General features: G+C 58.8%; 24 protein-coding genes and 1 other RNA gene. 17 read left to right on the forward strand and 8 right to left on the reverse strand.

Features of this window, described 5'->3' with window-relative positions:
• The first annotated feature begins 133 nt into the window (after positions 1 to 133).
• Complete coding sequence (locus AC6I8F_RS04105) at positions 134 to 865, forward strand: oxidative stress defense protein (protein WP_021506655.1); 732 nt, start codon at positions 134 to 136, stop codon at positions 863 to 865.
• A gap of 115 nt (positions 866 to 980) precedes the next feature.
• On the opposite strand, the gene AC6I8F_RS04110 is transcribed toward AC6I8F_RS04105, so the two are convergent.
• Positions 981 to 1,886 (reverse strand): LysR family transcriptional regulator ArgP, encoded by a 906-nt coding sequence (locus AC6I8F_RS04110; RefSeq protein ID WP_021506656.1) that lies wholly within the window; start codon positions 1,884 to 1,886, stop codon positions 981 to 983.
• Positions 1,887 to 2,068: 182 nt separating this feature from the next.
• Here AC6I8F_RS04110 and rpiA point away from each other — a divergent pair, with 182 nt between their 5' ends.
• Positions 2,069 to 2,728 carry a ribose-5-phosphate isomerase RpiA gene (rpiA, locus tag AC6I8F_RS04115; RefSeq protein WP_127834524.1) on the forward strand — a complete coding sequence of 220 codons (660 nt, stop codon included), beginning with the start codon at positions 2,069 to 2,071 and terminating at the stop codon, positions 2,726 to 2,728.
• Between the two features lie 279 nt (positions 2,729 to 3,007).
• On the forward strand, positions 3,008 to 4,246 hold the full coding sequence (serA, locus tag AC6I8F_RS04120) for a phosphoglycerate dehydrogenase (protein ID WP_021506658.1): 1,239 nt from the start codon (positions 3,008 to 3,010) through the stop codon (positions 4,244 to 4,246).
• A gap of 30 nt (positions 4,247 to 4,276) precedes the next feature.
• Here serA and AC6I8F_RS04125 read toward each other — a convergent pair whose 3' ends face one another.
• From AC6I8F_RS04125 to zapA, 3 genes are all read right to left on the reverse strand, one after another.
• Positions 4,277 to 4,882: a 5-formyltetrahydrofolate cyclo-ligase gene (locus AC6I8F_RS04125; protein ID WP_058757099.1), complete on the reverse strand. Its 606-nt coding sequence runs from the start codon at positions 4,880 to 4,882 to the stop codon at positions 4,277 to 4,279.
• A 70-nt stretch (positions 4,883 to 4,952) separates the two neighbouring features.
• Positions 4,953 to 5,136, reverse strand: a non-coding RNA gene (gene ssrS, locus AC6I8F_RS04130) — 6S RNA.
• A gap of 39 nt (positions 5,137 to 5,175) precedes the next feature.
• Positions 5,176 to 5,505: a cell division protein ZapA gene (gene zapA, locus AC6I8F_RS04135; protein ID WP_021506660.1), complete on the reverse strand. Its 330-nt coding sequence runs from the start codon at positions 5,503 to 5,505 to the stop codon at positions 5,176 to 5,178.
• A 170-nt stretch (positions 5,506 to 5,675) separates the two neighbouring features.
• On the opposite strand from zapA, the gene AC6I8F_RS04140 reads away from it, so the two are divergent.
• The 8 genes from AC6I8F_RS04140 (at position 5,676) to AC6I8F_RS04175 (ending at position 15,879) form a co-directional block, all read left to right on the forward strand.
• Complete coding sequence (locus AC6I8F_RS04140) at positions 5,676 to 6,257, forward strand: YecA/YgfB family protein (protein WP_125309830.1); 582 nt, start codon at positions 5,676 to 5,678, stop codon at positions 6,255 to 6,257.
• 50 nt (positions 6,258 to 6,307) lie between these two features.
• Entirely contained in the window at positions 6,308 to 7,630 is a 1,323-nt protein-coding gene (gene pepP / locus AC6I8F_RS04145) for a Xaa-Pro aminopeptidase (RefSeq protein WP_127834523.1), read from the forward strand.
• Positions 7,627 to 8,805, forward strand: a complete 1,179-nt coding sequence (ubiH, locus tag AC6I8F_RS04150; RefSeq protein ID WP_136546687.1) for a 2-octaprenyl-6-methoxyphenyl hydroxylase — start codon at positions 7,627 to 7,629, stop codon at positions 8,803 to 8,805. The genes pepP and ubiH overlap by 4 nt, the downstream gene beginning before the upstream one ends.
• Before the next feature lie 20 nt (positions 8,806 to 8,825).
• Entirely contained in the window at positions 8,826 to 10,028 is a 1,203-nt protein-coding gene (gene ubiI, locus AC6I8F_RS04155; protein WP_059011499.1) for an FAD-dependent 2-octaprenylphenol hydroxylase, read from the forward strand.
• A 555-nt stretch (positions 10,029 to 10,583) separates the two neighbouring features.
• The gene (gene gcvT, locus AC6I8F_RS04160) at positions 10,584 to 11,681 is read left to right on the forward strand and encodes a glycine cleavage system aminomethyltransferase GcvT (RefSeq protein WP_498028555.1); all 1,098 of its coding nucleotides are present in this window, start codon (positions 10,584 to 10,586) and stop codon (positions 11,679 to 11,681) included.
• A 23-nt stretch (positions 11,682 to 11,704) separates the two neighbouring features.
• Positions 11,705 to 12,091 (forward strand): glycine cleavage system protein GcvH, encoded by a 387-nt coding sequence (gene gcvH, locus AC6I8F_RS04165; protein ID WP_058781308.1) that lies wholly within the window; start codon positions 11,705 to 11,707, stop codon positions 12,089 to 12,091.
• Between the two features lie 98 nt (positions 12,092 to 12,189).
• On the forward strand, positions 12,190 to 15,063 hold the full coding sequence (gene gcvP / locus AC6I8F_RS04170; RefSeq protein WP_498028556.1) for an aminomethyl-transferring glycine dehydrogenase: 2,874 nt from the start codon (positions 12,190 to 12,192) through the stop codon (positions 15,061 to 15,063).
• 72 nt (positions 15,064 to 15,135) lie between these two features.
• Positions 15,136 to 15,879, forward strand: a complete 744-nt coding sequence (locus tag AC6I8F_RS04175) for an SDR family oxidoreductase (protein WP_498028557.1) — start codon at positions 15,136 to 15,138, stop codon at positions 15,877 to 15,879.
• 60 nt (positions 15,880 to 15,939) lie between these two features.
• Here the strand turns inward: AC6I8F_RS04175 and AC6I8F_RS04180 are convergent, their stop codons facing one another.
• Positions 15,940 to 17,379, reverse strand: a complete 1,440-nt coding sequence (locus AC6I8F_RS04180; RefSeq protein ID WP_275028172.1) for a 6-phospho-beta-glucosidase — start codon at positions 17,377 to 17,379, stop codon at positions 15,940 to 15,942.
• A gap of 124 nt (positions 17,380 to 17,503) precedes the next feature.
• Positions 17,504 to 18,235, reverse strand: a complete 732-nt coding sequence (locus AC6I8F_RS04185; protein WP_498002008.1) for a MurR/RpiR family transcriptional regulator — start codon at positions 18,233 to 18,235, stop codon at positions 17,504 to 17,506.
• 176 nt (positions 18,236 to 18,411) lie between these two features.
• Between AC6I8F_RS04185 and trhA the strand changes: the two genes are divergently transcribed.
• Positions 18,412 to 19,065 carry a PAQR family membrane homeostasis protein TrhA gene (trhA, locus tag AC6I8F_RS04190; RefSeq protein WP_021506671.1) on the forward strand — a complete coding sequence of 218 codons (654 nt, stop codon included), beginning with the start codon at positions 18,412 to 18,414 and terminating at the stop codon, positions 19,063 to 19,065.
• 52 nt (positions 19,066 to 19,117) lie between these two features.
• Here trhA and ygfZ read toward each other — a convergent pair whose 3' ends face one another.
• The gene (gene ygfZ, locus AC6I8F_RS04195; protein WP_021506672.1) at positions 19,118 to 20,101 is read right to left on the reverse strand and encodes a tRNA-modifying protein YgfZ; all 984 of its coding nucleotides are present in this window, start codon (positions 20,099 to 20,101) and stop codon (positions 19,118 to 19,120) included.
• Positions 20,102 to 20,329: 228 nt separating this feature from the next.
• Here ygfZ and sdhE point away from each other — a divergent pair, with 228 nt between their 5' ends.
• Together sdhE and AC6I8F_RS04205 are read left to right on the forward strand one after the other, a co-directional pair.
• Positions 20,330 to 20,596, forward strand: a complete 267-nt coding sequence (gene sdhE / locus AC6I8F_RS04200) for an FAD assembly factor SdhE (protein WP_010616925.1) — start codon at positions 20,330 to 20,332, stop codon at positions 20,594 to 20,596.
• Positions 20,571 to 20,990 (forward strand): protein YgfX, encoded by a 420-nt coding sequence (locus AC6I8F_RS04205; RefSeq protein WP_498028558.1) that lies wholly within the window; start codon positions 20,571 to 20,573, stop codon positions 20,988 to 20,990. The genes sdhE and AC6I8F_RS04205 overlap by 26 nt, the downstream gene beginning before the upstream one ends.
• On the opposite strand, the gene fldB is transcribed toward AC6I8F_RS04205, so the two are convergent.
• Positions 20,987 to 21,505, reverse strand: coding sequence for a flavodoxin FldB (gene fldB / locus AC6I8F_RS04210; protein WP_021506675.1), 519 nt, complete (start codon positions 21,503 to 21,505; stop codon positions 20,987 to 20,989). The two genes, AC6I8F_RS04205 and fldB, sit on opposite strands and share 4 nt — an antisense overlap.
• Before the next feature lie 100 nt (positions 21,506 to 21,605).
• On the opposite strand from fldB, the gene xerD reads away from it, so the two are divergent.
• From xerD to recJ, 3 genes are read left to right on the forward strand one after another with little or no spacing between them, the layout of a single operon-like run.
• Entirely contained in the window at positions 21,606 to 22,499 is an 894-nt protein-coding gene (gene xerD / locus AC6I8F_RS04215) for a site-specific tyrosine recombinase XerD (RefSeq protein ID WP_058757089.1), read from the forward strand.
• Positions 22,500 to 22,521: 22 nt separating this feature from the next.
• Positions 22,522 to 23,235 carry a bifunctional protein-disulfide isomerase/oxidoreductase DsbC gene (dsbC, locus tag AC6I8F_RS04220; RefSeq protein ID WP_088517215.1) on the forward strand — a complete coding sequence of 238 codons (714 nt, stop codon included), beginning with the start codon at positions 22,522 to 22,524 and terminating at the stop codon, positions 23,233 to 23,235.
• A 9-nt stretch (positions 23,236 to 23,244) separates the two neighbouring features.
• A complete protein-coding gene (gene recJ / locus AC6I8F_RS04225) occupies positions 23,245 to 24,972 on the forward strand; it encodes a single-stranded-DNA-specific exonuclease RecJ (RefSeq protein WP_104188409.1) in 1,728 nt (575 codons plus the stop codon).
• The last annotated feature ends 1 nt before the right edge of the window (position 24,973 follow it).

The raw sequence follows: 24,973 nt of genomic DNA on the forward strand, positions 1-24,973 counted from the left end.
ATCGCGGATACGTTAAACCTGAGCAAAGCCGAACTTTTTGCTAATTTCAAACTCAGACCATCACGCATAGTAATGTGTTTTGGGTTTCGCCATAGTGGCGACCTGCAAATTGAACCCTTCAAGGAGGACTTTCGTGAAACTGAAAGCACTGGCGCTGGCCGCCGTAATGAGCACGGGCGCACTGTCCGGTCTGGTCCAGGCGGGAGAAGTGCCGAACGGACCGCACGTGGTGACATCAGGACAGGCCAGCGTGGATGCCCGTCCGGATATGGCTACGCTCTCCATCGTGGTGAATGTTTCGTCGAAAGACGCGGCGGATGCAAAAAAACAGGCTGACGACCGCGTGGCGCAATATTTTGATTTCCTGCAAAAGAACGGCATCGAGAAGAAAGATATTGATGCGGCTAATCTCAGCACCCAGCCGGAATATGACTACACCAAAGAGGGTAAATCGGTGCTGAAAGGCTACCGTGCGGTGCGTCAGGTGGAAGTCACGCTGCGCCAGCTGGACAAGCTGAATGAGCTGCTGGACGGCGCGCTGAAGTCGGGCCTGAATGAGATTCGTTCTGTTGAGCTGGGCGTGGCTAACGCAGACAGCTACAAAGATCAGGCGCGTAAAGCGGCGATTGCCAATGCCACACAGCAGGCGAGTGCCCTGGCGGAAGGCTTCAACGCCAAACTGGGCTCGGTGTACAGCATTCGCTATCACGTGGCTAACTACCAGCCGATGCCGATGGCGCGCATGTACAAAGCGGCCGGTGCCGCAGCGGACACCACCGCGCAGCAGACCTACGAGCAGCAGAGCATCCATTTTGACGATCAGGTGGATGTGGTATTCGAAATCAAACCGAATACGGCGCAGTAAGTTAGCCTGTAAAATTGTAGCGGCGCGATTCATCGCGCTTTCCAGCAGCAGAACCGCTGTTAAAACGCGCGATGAATCGCGCCGCTACGACTGTTGTGCGCTAATCTGAACGGCGCTAGGCCGCAACTTCATCCTGGCGCAATACGCGGTGGCCGTGGGCAATCAGTGCATCGGTCACGCTGCGCATCAGGCGACTTTCCGGCGCGAAACGGTGCCAGTACAGCATCCGGCGCTGATACAGACCCGGCGTCAAATCGACCAGCTCTCCCTGCGCCAGCTCGCGCTCAATCTGCAGGTGCGGAATCATACAGCACACCGATCCCTGACGCGCCAGTTGCACAAAAGCCTCTGACGAGTTCACGATGTGGCACGGCACGCTGCCCGGCGATAAATCAAAGTTCTGCTGCAAAAAGGCCTGATGCATATCGTCAAGGTGATCAAACGCCACCGCCGGGGCTTTCAGCAGCGCCGAGCGCGTCACGCCATTGGGGAAATAGCGCGCGGCAAACTCCGGCGAGGCGCAGAACAGATAGTCCAGCGCACCCAGCTGATCCACCAGACAGCTTGGCAACGGCTGCGGCTGGATACTCACCGCCCCGACCACCTCACCGCGCCGTAAACGCTCCTGCGTGCGGGTTTCATCTTCCACCTGCAGATTCAGGCGCACCGGCGAGTCAGCCAGCACATCTTTCAGCGCCGGCAGCAGCCAGGTAGCAAGACTGTCGGCGTTCACCGCCAGCGACAGCAGCAACGGCGTGGTGCCACCGTTATCATCGCCCAGCCACTCCTCTTCCAGCAGCTCCACCTGATGCAGCAGCGCCAGCAATTTTTGTCCCTGCTCGGTCGGGCGCGGCGGCACGGTACGCACCAGCAGCGGCTGACCAAATAAATTTTCCAGCTGTTTAATGCGCTGCGACACCGCAGACTGCGTGATGCACAGCTTCTGGGCCGCACGCTCAAAGCCGCGTTCGCGAATCACAGCATCCAGCGCCTGAAGCGTTCGATAATCCGGGCGTTTCATTGTTGTTCTCTCTCGTTCAGGGTGGAAACTACTATGCCATAAAACGGCGAAGCTGTGCGGCCGACGCGTTTTTGCGGGCTGGCTTCCAAAGGCTTACATCCAACGTCCGTCAGCCGCGCTTTTTGACAGCGCCTTGTTTTATACTACGCGCACTTCGATGTCGCACAGGTTTTAAACATACCATGACCCAGGATGAACTGAAAAAAGCGGTAGGTTGGGCAGCGCTGCAGTACGTGCAGCCAGGCACCATTGTTGGCGTAGGCACCGGTTCAACGGCGGCGCATTTTATTGACGCGCTTGGTACCATCAGGGATCAGATCGAGGGCGCGGTTTCCAGTTCGGAAGCCTCAACCGAAAAGCTCAAATCGCTGGGCATTCCGGTGTTCGATCTCAACAACGTGGATGCGCTGTCGGTGTATGTCGACGGGGCTGATGAGATCAATCCACAGATGCAGATGATCAAGGGCGGTGGCGCGGCGCTGACGCGCGAGAAAATTGTTGCGGCGGTGGCGCAGAAATTTATCTGCATCGCGGATGCGTCCAAACAGGTCGATGTGCTGGGCAACTTCCCGCTTCCGGTGGAGGTGATTCCGATGGCGCGCGCTTATGTGGCGCGGGAGCTGGTGAAGCTGGGCGGCCTGCCGGAGTATCGTCAGCACGTGGTTACGGATAACGGCAACATTATTATCGACGTACATAATCTGCGCATCCTTGACCCGATTGCGCTGGAAAAAACCATCAATGCGCTGCCGGGCGTCGTCACCGTGGGGCTGTTTGCCGCACGCGGAGCGGATATCGCGCTGATTGGTACGCCGGACGGCGTGAAAACCATCACCAATTGATCTCACCGGCGCGCCGCCAGCGCCGGTTATTTCCATCCGCAAAACATCTTTTCTTGCTGCAGTGAAATTTGGTGACTTATGTCACAAATGATTCATCAACAGCAGGTTCGTACTTTGCGCTCTCGTCATCTCACGATTTTGTGTGGATTTGTGTTGTCTGCACGTGGGCGCGTGCTGGCGTGCAGGCAATCGTTTGTATTGCCGCGCCGGAAAATTTTGATATTTTGACAGAAGGCTACCTTATGGTAGTCCTCGTTGAATTCTGAATAGGGTCGGGAAATGGCAAAGGTATCACTGGAAAAAGACAAGATTAAGTTCCTGCTGGTGGAAGGCGTTCACCAGAGTGCGCTGGATAATCTGCGCGCCGCAGGTTACACCAACATCGAGTTCCACAAAGGCGCACTGGATGCTGAGACGCTGAAGTCCTCCATCCGCGATGCCCACTTCATTGGTATCCGTTCCCGTACCCAACTGACTGAAGAGATCTTCGCGGCAGCTGAAAAGCTGGTGGCGGTGGGCTGCTTCTGTATTGGTACTAACCAGGTTGATCTCAGCGCGGCAGCGAAACGCGGCGTGCCGGTGTTCAACGCCCCTTTCTCCAATACCCGTTCGGTCGCGGAACTGGTGATCGGCGAAATGCTGCTGATGCTGCGCGGCATTCCGGAAGCCAACGCCAAAGCACACCGCGGCATCTGGAATAAAATCGCCACCGGTTCGTACGAAGCGCGTGGTAAGAAGCTGGGTATCATTGGCTACGGCCATATCGGGATGCAGCTCGGCGTGCTGGCGGAAAGCCTCGGCATGCACGTATTTTTCTACGATATCGAAAACAAGCTGCCGCTGGGCAATGCCACCCAGGTGCGCCATCTCTCTGACCTGCTGAACATGAGTGATGTGGTCAGCCTGCACGTGCCGGAAACGCCGTCCACGCAGAACATGATTGGCAGCGAAGAGCTGGCGCTGATGAAGCCCGGCGCGCTGTTGATCAACGCCGCGCGCGGTACCGTGATCGACATCCCGGCGCTGTGTAATGCGCTGGCCAGCAAGCACCTGGCTGGTGCCGCCATCGACGTCTTCCCGGTTGAACCTGCAACCAATAGCGATCCGTTCAACTCGCCGCTGTGCGAATTCGACAACGTGATCCTGACGCCGCACATCGGCGGATCAACGCAGGAAGCGCAGGAGAACATCGGTCTGGAAGTGTCTGGCAAGCTGGCCAAGTACTCTGACAACGGCTCGACGCTCTCCGCAGTAAACTTCCCGGAAGTTTCGCTGCCGATGCACGCTGCCAGCGCCAGCCGCCTGCTGCACATCCATGAAAACCGCCCGGGCGTGCTGACCGCCATCAACCAGATCTTTGCCGAGCAGGGCATCAACATTGCCGCTCAGTATCTGCAAACCTCGCCAGTGATGGGCTATGTGGTTATCGATATTGATGCCGAAGAGGATGTGGCGGAGAAAGCGCTGCAGCTGATGAAGGCGATTCCGGGCACCATGCGCGCCCGTCTGCTGTACTGACAGTGCAGGGCGCCGCTGGGCGCCCTGTCTTTATCCCGCCAGCGTTTCCCACTGCCACAGCTTTGACGGCGTGAGAATCGCCGGCAATGGCACATCCCAGGCCGCCACCGGCAGCGCATCCACGCGCTGGCAGTCGTGCGCAATACCCAGCGGTAAAAAGCCATGCTGCTGCCAGTGCTGTAGCGTGCGATCGTAAAAACCCCCGCCCATGCCTAAGCGTTGTCCCTGCGCGTCAAACGCCACCAGCGGTACCAGCATCACATCCAGCTGATCGAGTGTGGCCAGCTGCGTAATATCCAGCGGCGGCTCAGGGATGCGCAGCTTGTTAGGTCGCAGCGGGGTTTCTGGCGTGTAGCGCAAAAAAAGCAGGTGACCGGGCGCAAACGGATGCAGCACCGGCAGAAAGACCTGCTTCTTTTGCTGCCACAGTTTGGCAATCAGCGGTCGGGTATTGATTTCGCCATCGACGGAGAGAAACAGCGCGATGCGTTGTGCGCTGGCCAGCGGGGCAAAATTGATGGCATGTTCAGCCAGCAGATCGGCGGCCTCAACCTGTTGCTCAGGCGTAAGATTGCGGCGCAGATGGCGCACATGCTGACGAATATCCTGACGGTCGAGAAGAGAGAGTGCTGGCATGATGTCCCCGGCTGATAAGGCTGTTGATAGCCACATTATCACACCGGGAATAACAGGGTGGAACTAAGAGGAGATCTCCGAGATGCCGCCGCAGGCTGTAACCCTTGAACCCTTGGTTCAAGGTGAGTATGCCGTCGTAACCATCAGGCTTCTCGGACGGACCGAGCATGCTCACAGGTTACAGAGCGTCACACTCTGTTGGTATGAAATATCGGCTCAGGGGACTGGCCCGCTTGCAAACATCTCAGAGAAAATTGACTTCACCGTTACTCTAACACGAGTACCATGAAGTGTTATTCGAATTTAGGGCCCTGACGTTCAGTTATGCGACCTTGCTCAACTAATGCCTGCTCAATGGTCTGCTGCAGCATACGGATGCGTTGTTCCATATTGGCTGCGTAATCGCGCGTTTTACCTTTCTCTTGTGCCAGCTCGTGGCAAATGTTTAACGCGGCGATGAACACCAGCTGCTCTGTATTTGTGACTCTAGTGCGAACTTTTAAATCTTGCAACCGTTGATTGAGATCCTCTGCGGCCAGATTCAGCGCATCTTGCTGTTCAGGCGGACAATTCACTCTCAATGAACGACCAAAAATCTGAATATCTACCGGTTGTGCAGACATGCCACCATCCTGACTGATTACTTCGTTCGCATCTCCCTTACCTGTCAATGGGTTGGGAGGTGCGCAACTATATAGACCCGCGTGATAAGTTACAACCCCTTTTCTGGAAACCCTGAGGCACCTGGTGGTAGCATAACACGAACTTATTCTGCCAACGACGACCAAAGCTTATGTCTTTACAGAACGCAACACCCACTTACAACGCGCTGGCCGCGGCACTTTCCCAGCAGGGCGTAGGCATGACGCCCGCCGAGATGCACGGACTGCTGTGTGGCATTCTGTGCGGCGGCAATCAGGACAGCAGCTGGAAAACCCTGGTGCATGACCTGACTAACGAAGGCATGGCGTTCTCGCAAAGCCTGTCGCAGCCGCTGCAGGCGCTGCATGAAAACCTGGCCAACACGCTGGACGAAGAGGGATTCCTGTTCCAACTGATGCTGCCGGATGAGGATGACATCACGGTGTTCGATCGTGCTGACGCGCTAGCCGGCTGGGTCAATCACTTCCTGCTGGGCCTGGGCGTGACGCAGCCGAAGCTGGACAAAGTGACCGGTGAGACCGGCGAAGCGATTGACGATCTGCGCACCATTGCGCAACTTGGCTACGATGAAGATGAAGATCAGGAAGAGCTCGAACAGTCGCTGGAAGAGGTGATTGAGTACGTGCGCGTTGCCGCGCTGCTGTGCCATGACACCTTCACCCGGCCACGCACGCCGACCGCACCGGAAGTGCAAAAACCTACGCTACACTAAGCGCGTCATCGTGGGCAGGTCGCTGCCCGTTTTCTACAGGGAGTGCAAATATGATTACACTGGAAACTTTCCGGCAACGTCGTCAGGCGCTGATCGCCCGCATGGCGCCCGGCAGCGCGGCTTTGATTTTTGCTGCACCTGAAGTGACGCGCAGCAACGACACCGAATATCCCTTTCGCCAGAACAGCGACTTCTGGTACTTCACCGGTTTCAACGAGCCGCAGGCGCTGCTGGTATTAATTAAGAGCGATGACAATCATAACCACAGCGTGCTGTTTAACCGCGTACGCGACCTGACGGCCGAGATCTGGTTCGGGCGTCGGCTTGGTCAGGAAGCCGCACCGGCGAAGCTGGGCGTTGACCGCGCGCTGCCGTGGGATGCGATTGACGAGCAGCTGCACCAGCTGCTCAACGGACTCGATGTGGTCTATCACGCACAGGGTGAATACGCGGAAGCGGATACGCTGGTGTTCAGCGCGCTGGAGAAATTGCGCCGTGGTTTCCGGCAAAACCTCAGCGCGCCGTCGACGCTGACCGACTGGCGTCCCTGGGTGCATGAGATGCGCCTGTTTAAAAGCGAAGACGAGATCGCCATTCTGCGCCGCGCAGGAAAAATCAGCGCGCTGGCACATACCCGTGCGATGCAGGCGTGCCGTCCCGGCATGTTTGAGTATCAGCTGGAAGGCGAAATCCATCACGAATTCACCCGCCACGGCGCGCGCTTTCCGTCTTACAACACCATTGTGGGCTCCGGTGAGAACGGCTGCATTCTGCACTACACCGAAAACGAAAGCGAAATGCGCGACGGCGATCTGGTGCTGATTGATGCCGGTTGCGAATTCCATGGCTACGCCGGCGATATTACCCGCACCTTCCCGGTTAACGGTAAATTCAGCCAGCCGCAGCGCGAGATCTACGACATCGTGCTCGCCTCGCTGTATAAGGCGCTGTCGATGTTCCGCCCGGGCATCAGCATCCATGAAGTCAACGACGAAGTGGTGCGTATCATGATCACCGGTCTGGTCGATCTGGGCATTCTGGAAGGCAATATCGATACGCTGTTTGAAGAGCAGGCGCACCGTCCGTTCTTTATGCACGGCCTTGGTCACTGGTTGGGGCTGGACGTGCATGACGTCGGCCACTACGGCACGCCCAGCCGCGACCGCCTGCTTGAGCCTGGCATGGTGCTCACCGTTGAACCGGGCCTGTATATCGCGCCGGATGCCAAAGTGCCGGCGCAGTATCGCGGCATCGGTATCCGTATCGAAGACGACATCGTCATCACCGCCGACGGTAATGAAAACCTGACCGACAGCGTGGTAAAAGACGCTGAGGCGATTGAAGCACTGATGGCGGCGGCGCGCGGCGTATGAGTATCCTGATTGCAGGCGGCGGCATGACCGGCGCCACGCTGGCACTGGCGATTTCGCATCTGACGCAGGGCCAGTTGCCGGTGACGCTGATTGAACGTCATCAGCCGGACAGCCGCGCGCACCCGGGCTTTGACGGGCGCGCCATCGCGCTGGCGGCGGGCACCTGTCAGCAGCTGGCGGAAATTGACCTGTGGCGTTCGCTGGCGGACTGCGCCACGCCCATTACCCACATCCACGTTTCCGATCGCGGGCACAGCGGGTTTGTTCAGCTGCAGGCTGAGGATTATCAGCTGTCGGCGTTGGGCAACGTGGTCGAGCTGTATGACGTGGGACAGCGCCTGTTTAAACGTCTGCGTGAGGCACCCGGCGTGACGCTGTGCTGTCCGGATCACGTGACCTCAGTAACCCGCAGCGCTGATAGCGTGCAGGCGACGCTCAGCAGCGGCGCAACGTTACAGGGCGCGCTGCTGGTGGCCGCTGACGGCGCACGCTCGCCGCTGGCGGCATCCTGCGGCATTCGCTGGCAGCGCGACGACTACCAGCAGCTGGCGGTGATTGCCAACGTCGCGACGCAGTTGCCGCATCAGGGTCGCGCGTTTGAGCGCTTCACCCGGCATGGCCCGCTGGCGCTGCTACCGATGTCCGGCAACCGTCTGTCGCTGGTGTGGTGTCATCCGGCGGCTGCCGAAGCCACGGTTAAGCAGTGGGACGATGCCACCTTCCTGCATGAATTACAGCGCGCCTTTGGCTGGCGGCTGGGGCGCTTTACTCACGCCGGCCAGCGCGAAATCTATCCGCTGGCGCTGCAGACCGCAGAGCGTCAGGTGACGCACCGGCTGGCACTGGTCGGCAATGCGGCGCAGACGCTGCATCCGATCGCCGGGCAGGGCTTTAACCTCGGTTTGCGCGATGTGATGTCGCTGGCGGAAACCCTTGCGGCGGCGCATCGTCACCAGCAGGATCCGGGCAGCCACGCGGTGTTGCACCATTTTGCTGCGCGCCGCCAGCCGGATCGCGCGGCGACCATTGGCGTCACCGACGGTCTGGTGCGGCTGTTCGCCAACCGTTATGCCCCGCTGGTGGCAGGACGAAATCTTGGGCTGGTGGCAATGGACCACCTGCCATGGCTGCGAAACCCACTTGCCGTGCGCACGCTCGGCTGGGTTAAGCGTTAAGCATGAATTAAGGGGCAGCAATGCAAACATTTGATGTGGCGATAGCCGGTGGCGGCATGGTCGGTCTGGCGGTGGCCTGTGGCTTACAGGGCAGCGGCCTGCGCGTTGCGGTGCTGGAAAAAGCGCCTGAGCCACAATTTGATGCGGCGGCGCCAGCGTCGGTTCGCGTCTCGGCCATCAACGCCGCCAGCGAGCGTCTGCTGCAAAAACTTGATGTCTGGTCCACCATTCTCGCGCTGCGCGCCAGCGCGTATCACGGCATGGAAGTGTGGGATCAGGACAGCTTTGGCTCGATCAGCTTTGATGACGAGCAGCAGGGACTGTCGCACCTCGGACATATCATTGAAAACGAGGTGATCCACAGTGCGCTGTGGCAGCGCGCCAGCCAGTGCAGCGACGTGACGCTGATTGCGCCGGCTCAGCTGCAGCAGGTAGCGTTTGGCGATAACGAAGCTTTTATTACCCTGCAGGACGGCAGCATGATGAGCGCGCGCCTGCTGATTGCTGCGGACGGGGCCAACTCGTGGCTGCGTGATAAAGCGGATATCCCGATCACCTTCTGGGATTACGAACATCACGCGCTGGTGGCCAATGTACGCACCGATATGCCGCACGATGCCATCGCGCGCCAGGTGTTCCACGGCGACGGCATTCTGGCCTTCCTGCCGATGCAGGATCCGCACCTGTGCTCCATCGTCTGGTCGCTGTCACCGCAGGAAGCGGCGCGACTGCAATCCATGCCGGAAGCGCTGTTTAACCAGCAGCTGTCGGTGGCATTCGATATGCGCCTTGGTCTGTGCCAGGTTGAAAGCGAACGGAAAACCTTCCCGCTGATGGCGCGTTACGCCCGCAACTTTGCTGCGCACCGACTGGCGCTGGTGGGCGATGCGGCGCATACCATCCATCCGCTGGCCGGGCAGGGGGTTAACCTCGGCTTTATGGATGCCGCCGAGCTGATTGGCGAAATCCGCCGTCTGCATCAGCAGGGCAAAGATATCGGCCAGCATCTCTATTTGCGGCGTTATGAACGCAGCCGCAAGCACAGCGCAGCGCTGATGCTGGCCGGCATGCAGGGTTTCCGTGAGCTGTTTGCCGGGCACCATCCGGCGAAAAAACTGCTGCGCGACGTCGGGCTGAAGCTGGCCGACACGCTGCCTGGCGTGAAGCCGTTACTGCTGAAGCAGGCCATGGGCCTCAACGACCTGCCCGGCTGGATCCGCTAACCCTCCTTATTACGGCACCGTTTCAGGTGCCGTTTTTCCTGCACTGACGTTACGCGATCGCCCTCAAGGGTGGGCGTGGCAGTCGGCTGCCGCTCATGAATCACCGAACTGCACAGCGTTGTCGCCATCCATCGCGACCCTGTGCGCACCCGGTAACGCCACTGCAAAACCCGCCCCGGCACCATTATTGTGCATCGCTGCACCCGAATTGCCCTTCATTTGATTTATTCTAATTTCAGGCCTCAATTCGCATTACTTTAACTAATCCAAAATGCTTTTCGCCCCCGAACCATTTCCCTTGTCTGCGGCACAGCTTCCATTATTCGGCTGAATTACCGCGCAACAGGTGAATTATATGCGCGGTAAATCACATAAATGCAGTGAGATGTGCTGGCGTGGCTGCCGGGGCAGCACAAAGGATGATAAGGTTTCACCCTCGTTTTCCTTATGGTTAATTGCCGTATTCGGTGGTAACTTCAGCGTAAAGAGAACGTTTGCGTCGCTCACCAATGACGGCGCAGGCGCGTCACACTCACTTGTCTTCACAGGATGGTTATGACTCAGCAAACGCCTCTATTCGAACAGCATCAGGCCTGCGGTGCCCGCATGGTGGACTTCCACGGCTGGATGATGCCGCTGCACTACGGCTCGCAAATGGATGAGCACCATGCGGTGCGCAACGATGCCGGAATGTTTGACGTTTCCCACATGACCATTGTCGATCTGCACGGCGCGCGCACCCGTGAATTTCTGCGTTACCTGCTGGCCAACGACGTCGCCAAACTGACCCAGCCCGGCAAAGCCCTCTATACCGGCATGCTGAATGCTTCAGCTGGCGTCATTGATGATTTAATTGTTTACTTTATGAGCGAGAATTTCTTCCGCTTGGTGGTCAACTCCGCCACGCGCGAGAAGGATCTGGCGTGGATCGCTGAGCATGCGCAGCCGTTTGGGGTTGCGCTCACCGAGCGTGACGATCTGGCGCTGATCGCCGTACAGGGACCGAACGCGCAGCATAAAGCACAGAGCCTGTTTAGCGCGGCACAGCGTGACGCGGTGGCAGGCATGAAGCCGTTCTTTGGCGTACAGGCCGGCGATCTGTTTATCGCCACGACCGGTTATACCGGTGAAGCCGGTTATGAAATCGCTCTGCCTGCCGCTCAGGCCGCAGATTTCTGGCAGCAGCTGCTGGCCGCAGGCGTGAAACCAGCCGGACTGGGCGCACGCGATACGCTGCGTCTCGAAGCTGGCATGAATCTGTATGGTCAGGAGATGGATGAAGGCGTTTCGCCGCTGGCTGCCAACATGGGCTGGACCATCAGCTGGGAGCCCGCCGACCGTGATTTCATTGGCCGTGAGGCGCTGGAAGTGCAGCGCGAGAACGGCACGGAAAAGCTGGTCGGGCTGGTGATGACCGAAAAAGGCGTGCTGCGTAACGGTCTGACGGTGCGCTTTACCGATGCGCAGGGACAGCCGCAGCAGGGCATCATTACCAGCGGCTCCTTCTCGCCAACGCTGGGCTACAGCATTGCGCTGGCGCGCGTGCCGGCCAGTATCGGTGAGCAGGCGATTGTTGAAATCCGCAATCGTGAAATGCCGGTGAAAGTGACTAAACCTATTTTTGTTCGCGCCGGCAAGCCGGTCGCTCAGTAATTTTTTTTTCAGGAGAAATGGCGATGAGCAATGTGCCAAATGAATTGAAGTACCGTGATAGCCACGAGTGGGTGCGTAAAGAAGCTGACGGTACGTTTACCGTGGGCATCACCGAACACGCGCAGGAACTGCTGGGCGACATGGTGTTTGTCGACCTGCCTGACGTGGGCGCCAGCTTTGCCGCCGGTGACGACTGTGCGGTAGCCGAATCCGTGAAAGCGGCATCGGATATCTATGCCCCGTTGAGCGGTGAAATCGTGGCGGTCAACGAAGCGCTGGGCGATGCCCCGGAGCTGGTTAACAGCGAACCGTATGCCGCCGGCTGGCTGTTTCGCATCAAAGCCAGCGACGAGTCCGAGCTCGACGCGATGCTCGATGCCGCTGCCTACAAAGCGTCCATCGACGAGTAACCGGTAGTCTCTGAAGGTGCTGCACTGCGGCGCCTTCTTTTTTATCTGCCTGATTTAATGCCATTTTGTCACCCAGCCCGATTCAGGATGTACTGTAAATGACCCAGACTCTCAGCCAGCTCGAACATAACGGTGCTTTTATTGAGCGCCATATCGGTCCTGATGCCGCGCAGCAGGCCACCATGCTGGAAGCGATTGGTGCCAGCTCGCTGGCTTCGCTGATCGCTTCAATTGTGCCTGCTGATATCCAGCTGCCAGGCCCGCCGGCGGTAGGCGATGCCGCGACTGAACAGCAGGCGCTGGCAGAGCTGAAAGCCATTGCCAGCCAGAATCAGCGTTATAAATCCTGGATTGGAATGGGTTACAGCGCCGTGATCACCCCGCCGGTGATTCTGCGCAACATGCTGGAAAACCCGGGCTGGTACACGGCGTACACGCCATATCAGCCGGAAGTGTCGCAGGGCCGTCTGGAAGCGCTGCTCAACTTCCAGACCCTGACGCTCGATCTCACCGGGTTGGATATTGCTTCAGCTTCGCTGCTGGATGAAGCCACCGCGGCCGCCGAAGCGATGGCGATGGCTAAACGCGTCAGCAAGCTGAAAAACGCGACAAAATTCTTTATCGCCGATGACATCCATCCGCAAACGCTGGATGTGGTGCGCACCCGCGCCGAAACCTTTGGCTTTGAGCTGATTATCGATCGCGCCGAAAAAGCCCGCGAGCACGAAGATCTGTTTGGCGTGCTGCTGCAGCAGGTTGGTACCAGCGGAGAAGTGCACGACTACCGTGAACTGATTGCTGAGCTGAAAAGCCGCAAAGTGGTGGTGAGCGTGGCGGCGGATTTCATGGCGCTGGTGCAGCTGGAGGCGCCGGGCAAACAGGGTGCTGATATCGTCTTCGGTTCCGCCCAGCGCTTTGGCGTACCGATGGGCTACGGCGGTCCGCACGCGGCCTTCTTTGCCAGCCGTGATGAGCACAAGCGCTCCATGCCGGGCCGTATCATCGGTGTGTCACGCGATGCCGCCGGTAACACCGCGCTACGCATGGCGATGCAGACGCGCGAACAGCACATCCGCCGTGAGAAAGCCAACTCCAACATCTGTACCTCACAGGTGCTGCTGGCGAATATCGCCGGCCTGTACGCGGTTTACCATGGCCCGGCCGGACTGAAGCGCATCGCCTCGCGCATTCACCGTCTGACCTCGATTCTGGCAGCAGGCCTGCAAAACGGCGGCCTGAAGCTGCGCCATCACAGCTGGTTCGATACGCTGACCGTTGAAGTCGCGGACAAAGCGGCGGTGCTGAACCGTGCGCTGAGCTTCGGCGTCAACCTGCGCAGCGATATCCTCAATGCGGTCGGTATCACGCTGGATGAAACCACCACGCGTGAAGACGTGCTGGCGCTGTTTGCCATTCTGCTGGGCGACGCGCACGGCCAGGATATCGAGGCGCTGGACGCCGCGGTGGCGGCGGAAAACAGCGCCATTCCGGCAGGCCAGCAACGTACCAGCGAATTCCTTACCCATCCGGTGTTCAACCGTCATCACAGCGAAACTGAGATGATGCGCTACATGCACAGCCTGGAGAAAAAGGATCTGGCGCTGAATCAGGCAATGATCCCGCTCGGCTCATGCACCATGAAACTGAATGCCGCCGCCGAAATGATTCCGATCACCTGGCCGGAATTCGCTGAACTGCACCCGTTCTGCCCGGCAGAGCAGGCGAGCGGTTATCTGCAGATGATCGGTCAGCTGTCACAGTGGCTGGTCCAGCTCACCGGTTACGATGCGCTGTGCATGCAGCCGAACTCTGGTGCGCAGGGCGAATACGCCGGTCTGCTGGCCATCCGTCGCTATCATGAGAGCCGTAATGAAGCGGGCCGCACGATCTGTCTGATCCCGAGCTCGGCGCACGGCACCAACCCGGCGTCCGCGCAGATGGCGGGCATGGCGGTGGTGGTGGTGGCCTGTGATAAGCAGGGCAACATCGATCTCGGCGATCTGCGTGAAAAAGCAGCGCAGGCCGGTGACGCGCTGTCGTGCATCATGGTGACCTATCCGTCGACGCACGGCGTCTACGAAGAGACCATTCGCGAAGTGTGCCAGATCGTGCATCAGTACGGCGGCCAGGTGTACCTCGACGGCGCAAACATGAACGCGCAGGTCGGGATCACCACGCCTGGCTACATTGGCGCTGACGTGTCGCATCTCAACCTGCACAAAACCTTCTGCATTCCGCACGGCGGTGGCGGTCCGGGCATGGGGCCCATCGGGGTAAAAGCGCATCTGGCACCATTCGTACCGGGCCATAGCGTGGTGCAGATTGACGGCGTGCTGACCCAGCAGGGCGCGGTTTCTGCGGCGCCGTTCGGCAGCGCATCTATTCTGCCCATTAGCTGGATGTACATTCGCATGATGGGCGCAGAAGGGCTGAAGCAGGCCAGCTCGGTGGCGATTCTCAACGCCAACTACATCGCCAGCCGGCTGCAGTCGGCGTACCCGATTCTGTACGCCGGCCGCGACGGCCGCGTGGCGCATGAGTGCATTCTCGACATTCGTCCGCTGAAAGAGCAGACCGGCATCAGCGAGCTGGATATCGCAAAACGCCTGATCGACTATGGCTTCCATGCGCCGACTATGTCCTTCCCGGTCGCCGGCACGCTGATGGTCGAGCCGACCGAATCCGAGAGCAAAATCGAGCTGGACCGCTTTATTGACGCGATGCTGGCGATCCGCATGGAAATCGATCGCGTGGCCGACGGTGAATGGCCGGCTGACGACAACCCACTGGTGAATGCACCGCATACCCAGATGGAAATCGTCGGCGACTGGACTCATCCGTACAGCCGCGAGCTGGCGGTCTTCCCGGCCGGCAGCGCCAACAAATACTGGCCGACCGTTAAGCGTCTCGACGATGTGTTTGGCGATCGCAATGTGTTCTGTTCATGCGTTCCGATGAGCGAATACCAGTAGTCAGCAGGCGTAATTCAAACCCTGCAATAATACTCAAGGCCGATTTGTCGGCCTTTTTTATGGGAGAAGCATATGGATCTGGCACTGGTCACCGGCGGTAGCCGCGGAATTGGACGAGCAACATCGCTGCTGCTGGCGCAGGCGGGTTATCGCGTGGCAATCAATTTCCGGCAGCGCGCAGCAGAAGCGTTGCAGGTGGTAGCAGATATCGAAGCGCAGGGCGGCAGCGCGTTTGCCTTACAGGCGGATATTGCCGATGAAGCGCAGGTGGTGCGCATGTTCCGCCAGCTGGATCAGCAGCCGTGCGCGCTGCGCGTGCTGGTGAATAACGCCGGTATTCTCTTCTCCCAGTGCCGGGTTGAGGATCTGGATGCTGCGCGCATTCAGCGCGTGCTGGCAACCAACGTCACCGGCACGTTTATCTGCTGCCGCGAAGCGGTAAAACGCATGAGCACCGCACACGGCGGTCAGGGCGGCGCCATTGTTAACGTCTCGTCAGCGGCTGCGCGTACCGGCTCGCCTAATGAGTATGTCGATTATGCGGCGTCGAAAGGCGCGATGGACACGCTGACCAGAGGATTGTCACTGGAAGTGGCGGCGCAGGGGATTCGCGTCAATAGCGTGCGGCCAGGGCTGATCTACACCGATATGCATGCCGACGGCGGTGAGCCGGGGCGCGTTGATCGTCTCGCGGCATCGCTGCCGATGCAGCGCGGCGGCCAGGCGGAAGAGATCGCTGCCGCCATCGTCTGGCTGGCCAGTGACGCCGCTTCCTACGTCACCGGCAGCTTTATTGATGCATCAGGCGGCCGTTGAGTCGCACTTCACAGCCTGTCTGCGCGCGGCGCACATCTATACGTCGCGCGCCATTAGCGGTTACAGCACTTCACCATTGCTGGCAATCACCTGCTGATACCAGGCGAAACTCTTCTTCTTCGAACGGGCAAAGCTGCCGCTGCCGTCATCGTTTTTATCGACGTGGATAAAGCCGTAGCGCTTGCTGTACTGGCCGGTGGTAAAGGAGACGCAGTCGATGCAGCCCCACGGCGTATAACCCAGCAGATCAACGCCATCCAGCGCCACCGCTTTTTTCATCTCTTCGATGTGCGCGCGCAGATAATCAATGCGGTAGTCATCTTCAATCACGCCCTCAGCATTGGCTTTATCAATGGCACCAAAGCCGTTCTCAACGATAAACAGCGGCTTCTGATAGCGCTCATACAGCGCATTCAGCACGTAGCGCAGGCCGACCGGATCAATCTGCCAGCCCCAGTCGGACGCTTTCACATGCGGGTTGGGCACTACGCCGTCGAAGCCGGTGATCGGATCGTCGACGCCGCTGGCTTTGGTGTCCACCGCATTGCTCATGTAGTAGCTGAAACCGATGTAATCGCAGCAGCCCTGACGCAGCGTTTCGGCGTCATCGGCTTCCATCTCAATGTTATAGCCCTTGCGCGCCCACTCTTTCAGCGTATAAGCCGGGTACGCGCCGCGCATCTGCACGTCGCTGAACACGTAGCGCTGATGCATCGACTCCTGCGCGCGCATCACGTCGTCCGGATGGCAGGAGAACGGATAGACCGGTACCATGGCGATCATGCAGCCAATCTGGAAATCCGGGTTGATTTCGTGGCCGCGCTTCACCACTTTGGCACTGGCAACGAACTGGTGATGCATCACCTGATACATTGTCTGCTCCGGCTTTTCATGCTCTGTGAACACGACGCCGGAGCAGCAGTAGCCGAACAGCGGATACTGCCAGTTGCGCTGGTTATTGATTTCATTGAAGGTCATCCAGTACTTCACCTTGTGGCGATAGCGCGTCATCACCACGTCACTGAAGCGCACAAAGAAATCGACCACTTTGCGATTAGCCCAGCCGCCGTACTCTTTAACCAGATGATAAGGCATCTCAAAGTGCGACAGGGTAATCACCGGTTCGATGCCATATTTCAGCAGCTCATCAAACAGGTCATCGTAAAATTGCAGGCCGGCTTCATTGGGCTGCAGTTCGTCGCCGTTGGGGAAAATGCGCGTCCAGGCAATCGAGGTGCGGAAGCATTTGAAACCCATCTCAGCAAACAGCGCCACGTCCTGTTTGTAGTGTGAATAGAATTCCACCGCCTGATGGTTGGGATAGTGCTGGCCGGGCTGAACGCCGGGCGTGATGACGCGATCAACGCCGTGTGCGCCGCCGGTGAGAACATCGGCGATGCTGACGCCTTTGCCGCCCTGATCCCAGCCGCCCTCAACCTGATGGGCTGCCACCGCGCCGCCCCAGAGAAATCCGCTGGGTAACTGCAATCCTTCACTCATTTCAATACCTCGTCACGCTGTTGGCGAAAATAATACTGCCCGCAGTGTAACAACTGAAATAGCAAAGTCACGCTATAACACCGGCGCGGAAATGTGACTTGTTACCGCCGAAAAACAGGCTGTTTTATACCTGCGTGAGGCGGGCAATATAACGGCCCAGCGTCTCCAGAATATAAATCACCGGTACCTGGGTGGTAATATCGTAGCGGTCAGGCAGTTTCTCCTGCGGCACATGATAGGAGAGATTGAAATCCGCCATTTTCGCCAGCGAGCAGTTGTCGTGATTGGTGATGGAGATGATTTTACAGTGATGCAGACTGAACTGGCTGGCAAAGCGCAGGATCTCTTCGGTTTCGCCAGAAACGGATAAAATAATCGCCAGCGCATTTTCCCAGGCGCTCTTACTCACCGGGTAATAAGGGTCGTCAATATGATGGCTGAATTTACCAATATTAGAAAAATAGCGTGCACCATATTTGCCGAGACTGCCTGAAGTACCGGCACCAATAAAGAAAATGTGCTCAGCCTCAATAATCATTTGCGCCGCGGTGGCAATCTGCTGATCAAATTCTGCGTTATTGATGCTTTTAAAAAAGCTCAGCATTTCTCCGACGCTGGAGGGCAGCAGCACCGGCGCGCTTTGCTCCTGCGCCAGGCGAAAACGGATGCGGAATTCTGACCAGCCGTCACAGTGCATTTTGCGGCAGAAGCGCAGCACCGTGGTGGTCGAGACGCCTGCCTGCGCCGCCAGTTCGCGGATGGTCATATAACTGACACTTTCCCGGTGTTTGATGATGAAGTGATAAACCTGCATCTCAAGGTCGTTCAAACGGGACAGGTCGCTGTGTGAAAACATTCGGGCGGCGCTCACGGCAAAAAGAAGCCTCAGTGTAACAGATTGGTTTGCCGCTGGGTTGTCACACCTCTTCACAGAATAATTTTAGCGTACATGTGTACTCTGAAATTGTTCTTCGCTACTCTGGTGCACAGAAAAAGCACAACTTTCGTTACGATGTTCAGGAATCCGACGCCATGGTACAGAACCGACTTATTGCCCAGGGCTATTCACTGGCCGAAGAGATCGCCAACAGCATCAGCCACGGCCTGGGCTGTGTGTTTGGCATCGTGGGGCTGGTGTTGCTGTTGACCCAGGCCGTTGAAATGCAGGCGAATATCACCGCCATTACCAGCTATAGCCTGTACGGCGGCAGCATGATTCTGCTGTTCCTCGCCTCGACGCTGTATCACGCCATTCCGCACCAGCGCGCCAAATACTGGCTGAAGAAATTTGACCACTGCGCCATCTATTTGCTGATCGCCGGGACTTACACGCCGTTTCTGCTGGTCGGGCTGCAATCGCCGCTGGCGCAGGGATTGATGGTGGTGATCTGGAGTCTGGCGCTGGCGGGCATCATCTTTAAGCTGACCATTGCGCATCGCTTTAAAGTGCTGTCGCTGGTGACCTATCTCAGCATGGGCTGGCTGTCGCTGGTAGTGATTTATCAGCTGGCAACCAAACTGTCGGCGGGCGGCGTCTGGCTGCTGGCGGCGGGCGGGATTGTCTATTCGCTCGGGGTGATTTTCTATGTGTCGCGCCGTATTCCGTACAATCATGCCATCTGGCACGGTTTCGTGCTGGGCGGCAGCGTGCTGCACTTTTGCGCCATCTATTTTTACGTGATGTAACAAGGCCAGGGTCGCCACTGATGGCGACCCTGCAGCGTACCAGCCGTAACCGTTATTCCTCCAGCGAATAGGGCAGCGGCTGAATGGTCAGCTTACCGCTTTCATCGCCTTCAACGCGCAGCACGCTATCCGGCTCCAGATCGTTGTTCAGCACCGCCTGCACCCACACGCTGCCATCATCCAGCTGTACGCCGCTCAGCACCGTGCCGGTACGACGCCATTTGTCGCCCATCTGCAACTCCAGCGAACTGGCCGCGTCCGGTACTTTGCTGGCGCTGCCCGCCAGCCAGTAGAGCGCACGTTTATTGGCGCCGCGGAATTTGGCGCGCGCCACCATCTCCTGGCCGGTATAACAGCCTTTTTTAAAGCTGATGGCATCCAGCGCCTGCAGGTTGGTGGCTTGCGGAATCAGCTGCGCCGTGGTGGCGCTGTCGATCACCGGCACGCCCGCCGCAATATCCAGCGCCAGCCACTGCGTGCTGTCATTCAGCTGCGCTTCCCCGGCCAGCTTCTGCTGCAGCGCTTCGGCCTGCGCCGGCGTGGTGATCAGCAGAAAACGCTCGGCTGGCTCGGCGAACCACAGCAGGGTGGTGTCATCCTGCTGTACCACTGGGGTTGTGGCATCCGGCAGCGTGGCGAAAACGTTAGCCAGCGCGGCGCGCGCCTGAAAACCGGCAACGCCGAGCAGGACTGCGTCATCATCGGCCGCAATGGTCACTTTGGCGAACACCGCATACTTCTTCAGTTCGGTCACCTGCTGCTCGCGCAGATTGCGCCGCACAACATAGGCATAACCTTCTCCACGATGGAACAGACGCAGATTGCTCCACATTTTGCCTTTGGCATCACAGTGCGCTGCCGGGCGATGCTGCGCTGCGTCCAGCGCCGCCACGTCCAGCGTCAGCTGACCCTGCAGATAAGAGGTGCTATCTTTGCCCTGCACCGATACCAGCGCCCACTCGTCGAGCGACATTAGCGTTAAAGGCAGGCGCGACGCCGCAGCGGGCTGGCGAGGCGGAAGGGTGAAAATCGGCATGAGTCCGTCCTGATCAATAAGGTTTATCCAGTAATATGCTTACCAATGTTAAAAGAGCAGTGCGCCATTGCAACCTGTTTGCGGAATCTGGCGCACAAATCGCGTGATAACCCTGTAACCGGTGGCATTGCTGTGCGTCACCGCGCGCAGCGTCGGGTTGCACGCCTGCAGCGCGGCGAAAAAGCAGGTACACTGAGCGCCACTGTTATCAGCTGTGGAAGAAGACACATGGATATTCATGACAAAGCGCGCGTCCAGTGGGCATGCCGTCGCGGCATGCTGGAGCTGGATGTCTCGATCATGCCGTTCTTTAAATATGAGTATGATTCGCTGAGCGACAGCGACAAGCAGGTGTTTGTCGCGCTGCTGAAGAGCGACGATCCGGACCTGTTTAACTGGATGATGAACCACGGCGAACCGGCCGATCCCGAGTTCAAACGCATGGTGAAACTGATTCAGCAGCGCAACCGTGAACGCGGGCCGGTGGCAATGTAATCTGCACGCGTCACGCAGCGCGCGGGTGCTGAATGTGACGCTGTTCGGGCTGTGTGGCGCGCTGTTGCTGAGCTGTCGCTGGCCGGCGGGCTGGGCCTGGGTTCAGATCGCGGTAGTGATCCTGCTGACACCGCAGTGCTGGCGTAACGCGCGTCGCCTGCAGCAGCGCTGCGGAGCGATCATGCTGGATGACAAGGGGGACTGGTACTGGCGCGGTGAACGCTGGCAGGCGCAACGGCAGCCGGACTGGCTACCTTGGGGCGTGTTGCTGGTGCTGCGTAACCGTCGCGGGCAGCGCTGGCGGCTGTGGCTGCTGCACGACAGTATGCCGCCCGACGCGTGGCGCGCGTTACGCGCCCGCTGTTTTTTACTGGATGGCGCGACGCCGCATTAAAGCAGCGCGGCGGTTTCGGTCAGAATCTGTTCGCACCACTGCTCGACGCGCGCTTCGCTCAGCTCAAACTGATTAACGTCGTCGAGCGCCAGACCGACAAACTGCTGACCATCGGCGGTCAGCGGTTTTTTACTGGTGAACTGGTAGCCGTCGAGCGGCCAGTAACCGACAAACTGCACGCCCATCGGCAGCAGCAGTTCGTGCAACATACCCAGCGCATCAAGGAACCATTCGCTGTACTCGACCTGGTCGCCCATGCCGTACAGCGCCACAATTTTGCCCTGCAGGTTGAGCGCCGGCAGCTGTTGCCACACCGCTTCCCAGTCCTCCTGTAGCTCGCCGAAATCCCAGGTCGGAATACCGAGAATCAGTAAATCGTACTGCTCCATCAGCGACGGATCGTCATCTTTCAGGTTATGCAGCGTGACTAATTCTTCACCGATAAAGTCGCGGATTTTCTCCGCCGTCATCTCGGTGTAACAGGTACTGGAACCGTAAAACAGACCGATATTCATGCAATTAATGCTCTGACTGAAACTCACTCTGGCGCAATTGTACCAGAAGCAGGCCAGTTTCAGGCATAATGAGCACGATTTCACACGGCGAGGGGCAACAGTGCAGGACAGCGATCTGATAGAACAGTTTCTCGACGCGCTCTGGATTGAGCGCAACCTGGCGCAGAACACGCTGGCGTCCTATCGTCAGGATTTGCAGACGCTCACTGCCTGGCTGCACCACCATGAGCGCACGCTGCTGACGCTGGAAGCCGCTGATTTACAGCAGTTTCTGGCTGAGCGGATTGAGGGCGGTTACAAAGCCACCAGCTCAGCGCGTACTCTGAGCGCGATGCGCCGTCTGTTTCAGTATCTGTACCGCGAAAAGCTGCGCAGTGACGATCCCAGCGCGCTGTTATCAGCGCCGAAATTGCCGCAGCGCCTGCCAAAAGACCTGTCAGAAAATCAGGTCGAGCGCCTGTTACAGGCTCCAGCGACGGACATACCGCTTGAACTGCGTGACAAAGCGATGCTGGAGCTGTTGTACGCTACCGGGCTGCGCGTCTCTGAGCTGGTCGGTCTGACGTTGAGTGATGTCAGCCTGCGTCAGGGCGTGGTGCGCGTCATCGGTAAAGGCAATAAAGAGCGGCTGGTGCCATTAGGTGAAGAAGCCATTTACTGGCTGGAGCACTATATGGAACACGGGCGGCCGTGGCTGCTGAACGGGCAGACCATTGATGTGCTGTTCCCCAGCAACCGCGCGCAGCAGATGACACGCCAGACCTTCTGGCATCGCATCAAACACTATGCCACCCTTGCCGGCATCGACAGCGAAAAGCTGTCACCGCACGTGCTGCGCCACGCATTTGCCACACATTTACTGAACCATGGTGCCGATTTACGCGTCGTACAGATGTTGCTGGGGCACAGCGACCTGTCGACCACCCAGATTTACACGCACGTGGCGACTGAGCGCCTGCGTCAGTTACATCAACAGCATCATCCGCGCGCCTGAGCAGCGGCAACAAGGATTTGAGATGAAAAAAACTATTACGACGCTGGCTCTGCTGGTCAGCGCCTTTTCTGCGCTGGCCTATGCCGATGACAGCGCGATTCAGCAATCACTGAAAAAACTGGGTATGCAGCAGGCGGAAATCCAGCCGTCGCCGCTACCGGGTATCAAAACGGTGATGACCGAAAGCGGCGTGCTGTACGTCACCGAAGACGGCAAACACATGATTCAGGGCCCGCTGTACGATGTCAGCGGCGCGCAGCCGGTGAATGTCACCAATCAGCTGCTGGAGAAAAAAGTCGCCGCGCTGGCACCGGAAATGATTGTCTACAAAGCGCCGAAAGAGCAGCACGTGATCACCGTATTTACCGACATCACCTGCGGCTACTGCCGCAAGCTGCACGAGCAGATGGCTGACTACAACGCGCTGGGCATCACCGTGCGCTATCTGGCGTTCCCGCGTGAAGGCCTGCACGGCCAGGTGGAGAAAGCCATGACCGCCATCTGGTGCAGCGCCGATCGCAACAAGGCGTTTGATGCCGCAATGAAAGGCGACGCACCGCAAATGGATGCGCCGGCGAGCTGCAAAATCAATCTCGACCAGCACTACAAGCTGGGCATTCTGTTTGGTATTCAGGGCACGCCCGCCATCCTCACCGACAGCGGCATGATGATTCCTGGCTACCAGGGACCGCAGGAGCTGAAGCAGGTGCTGGACGGCCAGAAGCGTGGTGGTTAAGACACAGTGATGCACTCTGTAGAATTACGTCGGCGTGAAGCCCAGGCCGACGCGCAGTTACCCGATGATTTACCGCCGCTGCTGCGTCGTCTCTACCTGCAACGCGGTGTCAAAGACGCCGCCGAACTGGAACGCGGCGCGAAATTCCTGCTGCCGTGGCAAAGCCTTGGCGGCATTGAGCGCGCTGTGACGCTGCTGCACCAGATGCTGCAGCAGCAACGCCGCATCGTGGTGGTAGGTGATTTCGATGCCGATGGTGCCACCAGCACTGCGCTCACCGTGCTGGCGCTGCGCAGCATGGGCGGCAACGTCGATTATCTGGTGCCGAACCGCTTTGAGGACGGCTATGGCCTGAGCCCGGAAGTGGTGGAGCAGGCGCGCGCGCGCGGCGCGGAGCTGATCCTCACCGTGGATAACGGTATTTCGTCGCACGCGGGCGTCGACACCGCGCACCAGCACGGTATTCCGGTACTGATCACCGATCACCACCTGCCGGGCGAAACGCTGCCGGCGGCAGAGGCCATCGTTAACCCTAACCTGAGCGACAGCGCATTCCCGTCGCGTTCGCTGGCAGGCGTGGGCGTGGCGTTTTATCTGATGCTGGCGCTGCGTGCCCATCTGCGTCAGCTGAGCTGGTTCAGCGACGGACGCAGTGAACCCAATCTGGCCGAACTGCTGGATCTGGTGGCGCTCGGTACCGTGGCCGACGTGGTGCCGCTGGATGCCAACAACCGCATTCTGGTGTGGCAGGGGCTGAGCCGCATCCGCGCCGGCAAATGCCGTGCCGGCATCCGCGCGCTGCTGGAGATTGCTAACCGCGATGCGCGTCAGCTGGCGGCCAGCGACCTCGGTTTTGCCGTCGGGCCACGCCTCAATGCTGCCGGCCGGCTGGACGATATGTCGGTTGGCGTTGCGCTGCTGCTGACAGAAGATATTGCCCAGGCGCGCATGCTGGCCAGCGAACTTGATGCGCTTAATCAGACGCGCAAAGAGATTGAGCAGGGCATGAAGAGCGAGGCGCTGGCGCTGTGCGATGAGCTGGAGCGCCAGCATCGCGATCTGCCGCTCGGGCTGGCGTTTTATCACCCGGAGTGGCATCAGGGCGTAGTTGGCATTCTCGCGTCACGCCTGAAAGAGCGCTTCCACCGCCCGGTCATCGCCTTCGCGCCCGCCGGTGACGGCACGCTGAAGGGCTCTGGCCGTTCGATTGCCGGGCTGCACCTGCGCGACGCGCTGGAACGCATCGACACGCTCTATCCTGGCCTGATCATCAAATTTGGCGGGCACGCCATGGCGGCGGGGCTGTCGCTGGAAGAGGCGAAGTACGATGAGTTCCGCCAGCGCTTTGCCGCGCTGATCGACGAATGGCTGGAAGGCGAGGCGCTGCAGGGCGTGATGTGGTCCGATGGCGAACTGCATGCGCAGGAGTTTACCCTGCACACCGCGGAAATGCTGCGGGAAGCCGGCCCCTGGGGCCAGGCGTTTCCGGAGCCGGTGTTCGACGGTCAGTTTAAGCTGTTGCAGCAGCGTCTGGTGGGCGAGCGTCACCTTAAGGTGATGGTCGAGCCGCTGGGCGGCGGCCCGTTACTGGATGGTATCGCTTTTAACGTCGACACCAGCCTGTGGCCAGACAGCAGCGTGCGTCAGGTGCAGCTGGCCTACAAGCTGGATATCAACGAATACCGCGGCAATCGCTCGGTACAGCTGATCATCGACCATATCTGGCCGCAGTCGTAAC

Source organism: gamma proteobacterium symbiont of Axiagastus rosmarus, assembly GCF_059730925.1.

What these genes read in the sequence shown, in the direction of transcription:
- AC6I8F_RS04110 (WP_021506656.1), bottom strand. Translation starts at nt 1,886, where the DNA reads ATGAAACGCCCGGATTATCGAACGCTTCAGGCGCTGGATGCTGTGATT.
- trhA (WP_021506671.1), top strand. Translation starts at nt 18,412, where the DNA reads ATGGTACAGAACCGACTTATTGCCCAGGGCTATTCACTGGCCGAAGAG.
- gcvP (WP_498028556.1), top strand. Translation starts at nt 12,190, where the DNA reads ATGACCCAGACTCTCAGCCAGCTCGAACATAACGGTGCTTTTATTGAG.
- gcvH (WP_058781308.1), top strand. Translation starts at nt 11,705, where the DNA reads ATGAGCAATGTGCCAAATGAATTGAAGTACCGTGATAGCCACGAGTGG.
- zapA (WP_021506660.1), bottom strand. Translation starts at nt 5,505, where the DNA reads ATGTCTGCACAACCGGTAGATATTCAGATTTTTGGTCGTTCATTGAGA.
- pepP (WP_127834523.1), top strand. Translation starts at nt 6,308, where the DNA reads ATGATTACACTGGAAACTTTCCGGCAACGTCGTCAGGCGCTGATCGCC.
- recJ (WP_104188409.1), top strand. Translation starts at nt 23,245, where the DNA reads ATGCACTCTGTAGAATTACGTCGGCGTGAAGCCCAGGCCGACGCGCAG.
- AC6I8F_RS04125 (WP_058757099.1), bottom strand. Translation starts at nt 4,882, where the DNA reads ATGCCAGCACTCTCTCTTCTCGACCGTCAGGATATTCGTCAGCATGTG.
- AC6I8F_RS04140 (WP_125309830.1), top strand. Translation starts at nt 5,676, where the DNA reads ATGTCTTTACAGAACGCAACACCCACTTACAACGCGCTGGCCGCGGCA.
- dsbC (WP_088517215.1), top strand. Translation starts at nt 22,522, where the DNA reads ATGAAAAAAACTATTACGACGCTGGCTCTGCTGGTCAGCGCCTTTTCT.
- AC6I8F_RS04185 (WP_498002008.1), bottom strand. Translation starts at nt 18,235, where the DNA reads ATGTTTTCACACAGCGACCTGTCCCGTTTGAACGACCTTGAGATGCAG.
- AC6I8F_RS04180 (WP_275028172.1), bottom strand. Translation starts at nt 17,379, where the DNA reads ATGAGTGAAGGATTGCAGTTACCCAGCGGATTTCTCTGGGGCGGCGCG.
- sdhE (WP_010616925.1), top strand. Translation starts at nt 20,330, where the DNA reads ATGGATATTCATGACAAAGCGCGCGTCCAGTGGGCATGCCGTCGCGGC.
- ygfZ (WP_021506672.1), bottom strand. Translation starts at nt 20,101, where the DNA reads ATGCCGATTTTCACCCTTCCGCCTCGCCAGCCCGCTGCGGCGTCGCGC.
- fldB (WP_021506675.1), bottom strand. Translation starts at nt 21,505, where the DNA reads ATGAATATCGGTCTGTTTTACGGTTCCAGTACCTGTTACACCGAGATG.
- ubiI (WP_059011499.1), top strand. Translation starts at nt 8,826, where the DNA reads ATGCAAACATTTGATGTGGCGATAGCCGGTGGCGGCATGGTCGGTCTG.
- AC6I8F_RS04175 (WP_498028557.1), top strand. Translation starts at nt 15,136, where the DNA reads ATGGATCTGGCACTGGTCACCGGCGGTAGCCGCGGAATTGGACGAGCA.
- ubiH (WP_136546687.1), top strand. Translation starts at nt 7,627, where the DNA reads ATGAGTATCCTGATTGCAGGCGGCGGCATGACCGGCGCCACGCTGGCA.
- serA (WP_021506658.1), top strand. Translation starts at nt 3,008, where the DNA reads ATGGCAAAGGTATCACTGGAAAAAGACAAGATTAAGTTCCTGCTGGTG.
- rpiA (WP_127834524.1), top strand. Translation starts at nt 2,069, where the DNA reads ATGACCCAGGATGAACTGAAAAAAGCGGTAGGTTGGGCAGCGCTGCAG.
- gcvT (WP_498028555.1), top strand. Translation starts at nt 10,584, where the DNA reads ATGACTCAGCAAACGCCTCTATTCGAACAGCATCAGGCCTGCGGTGCC.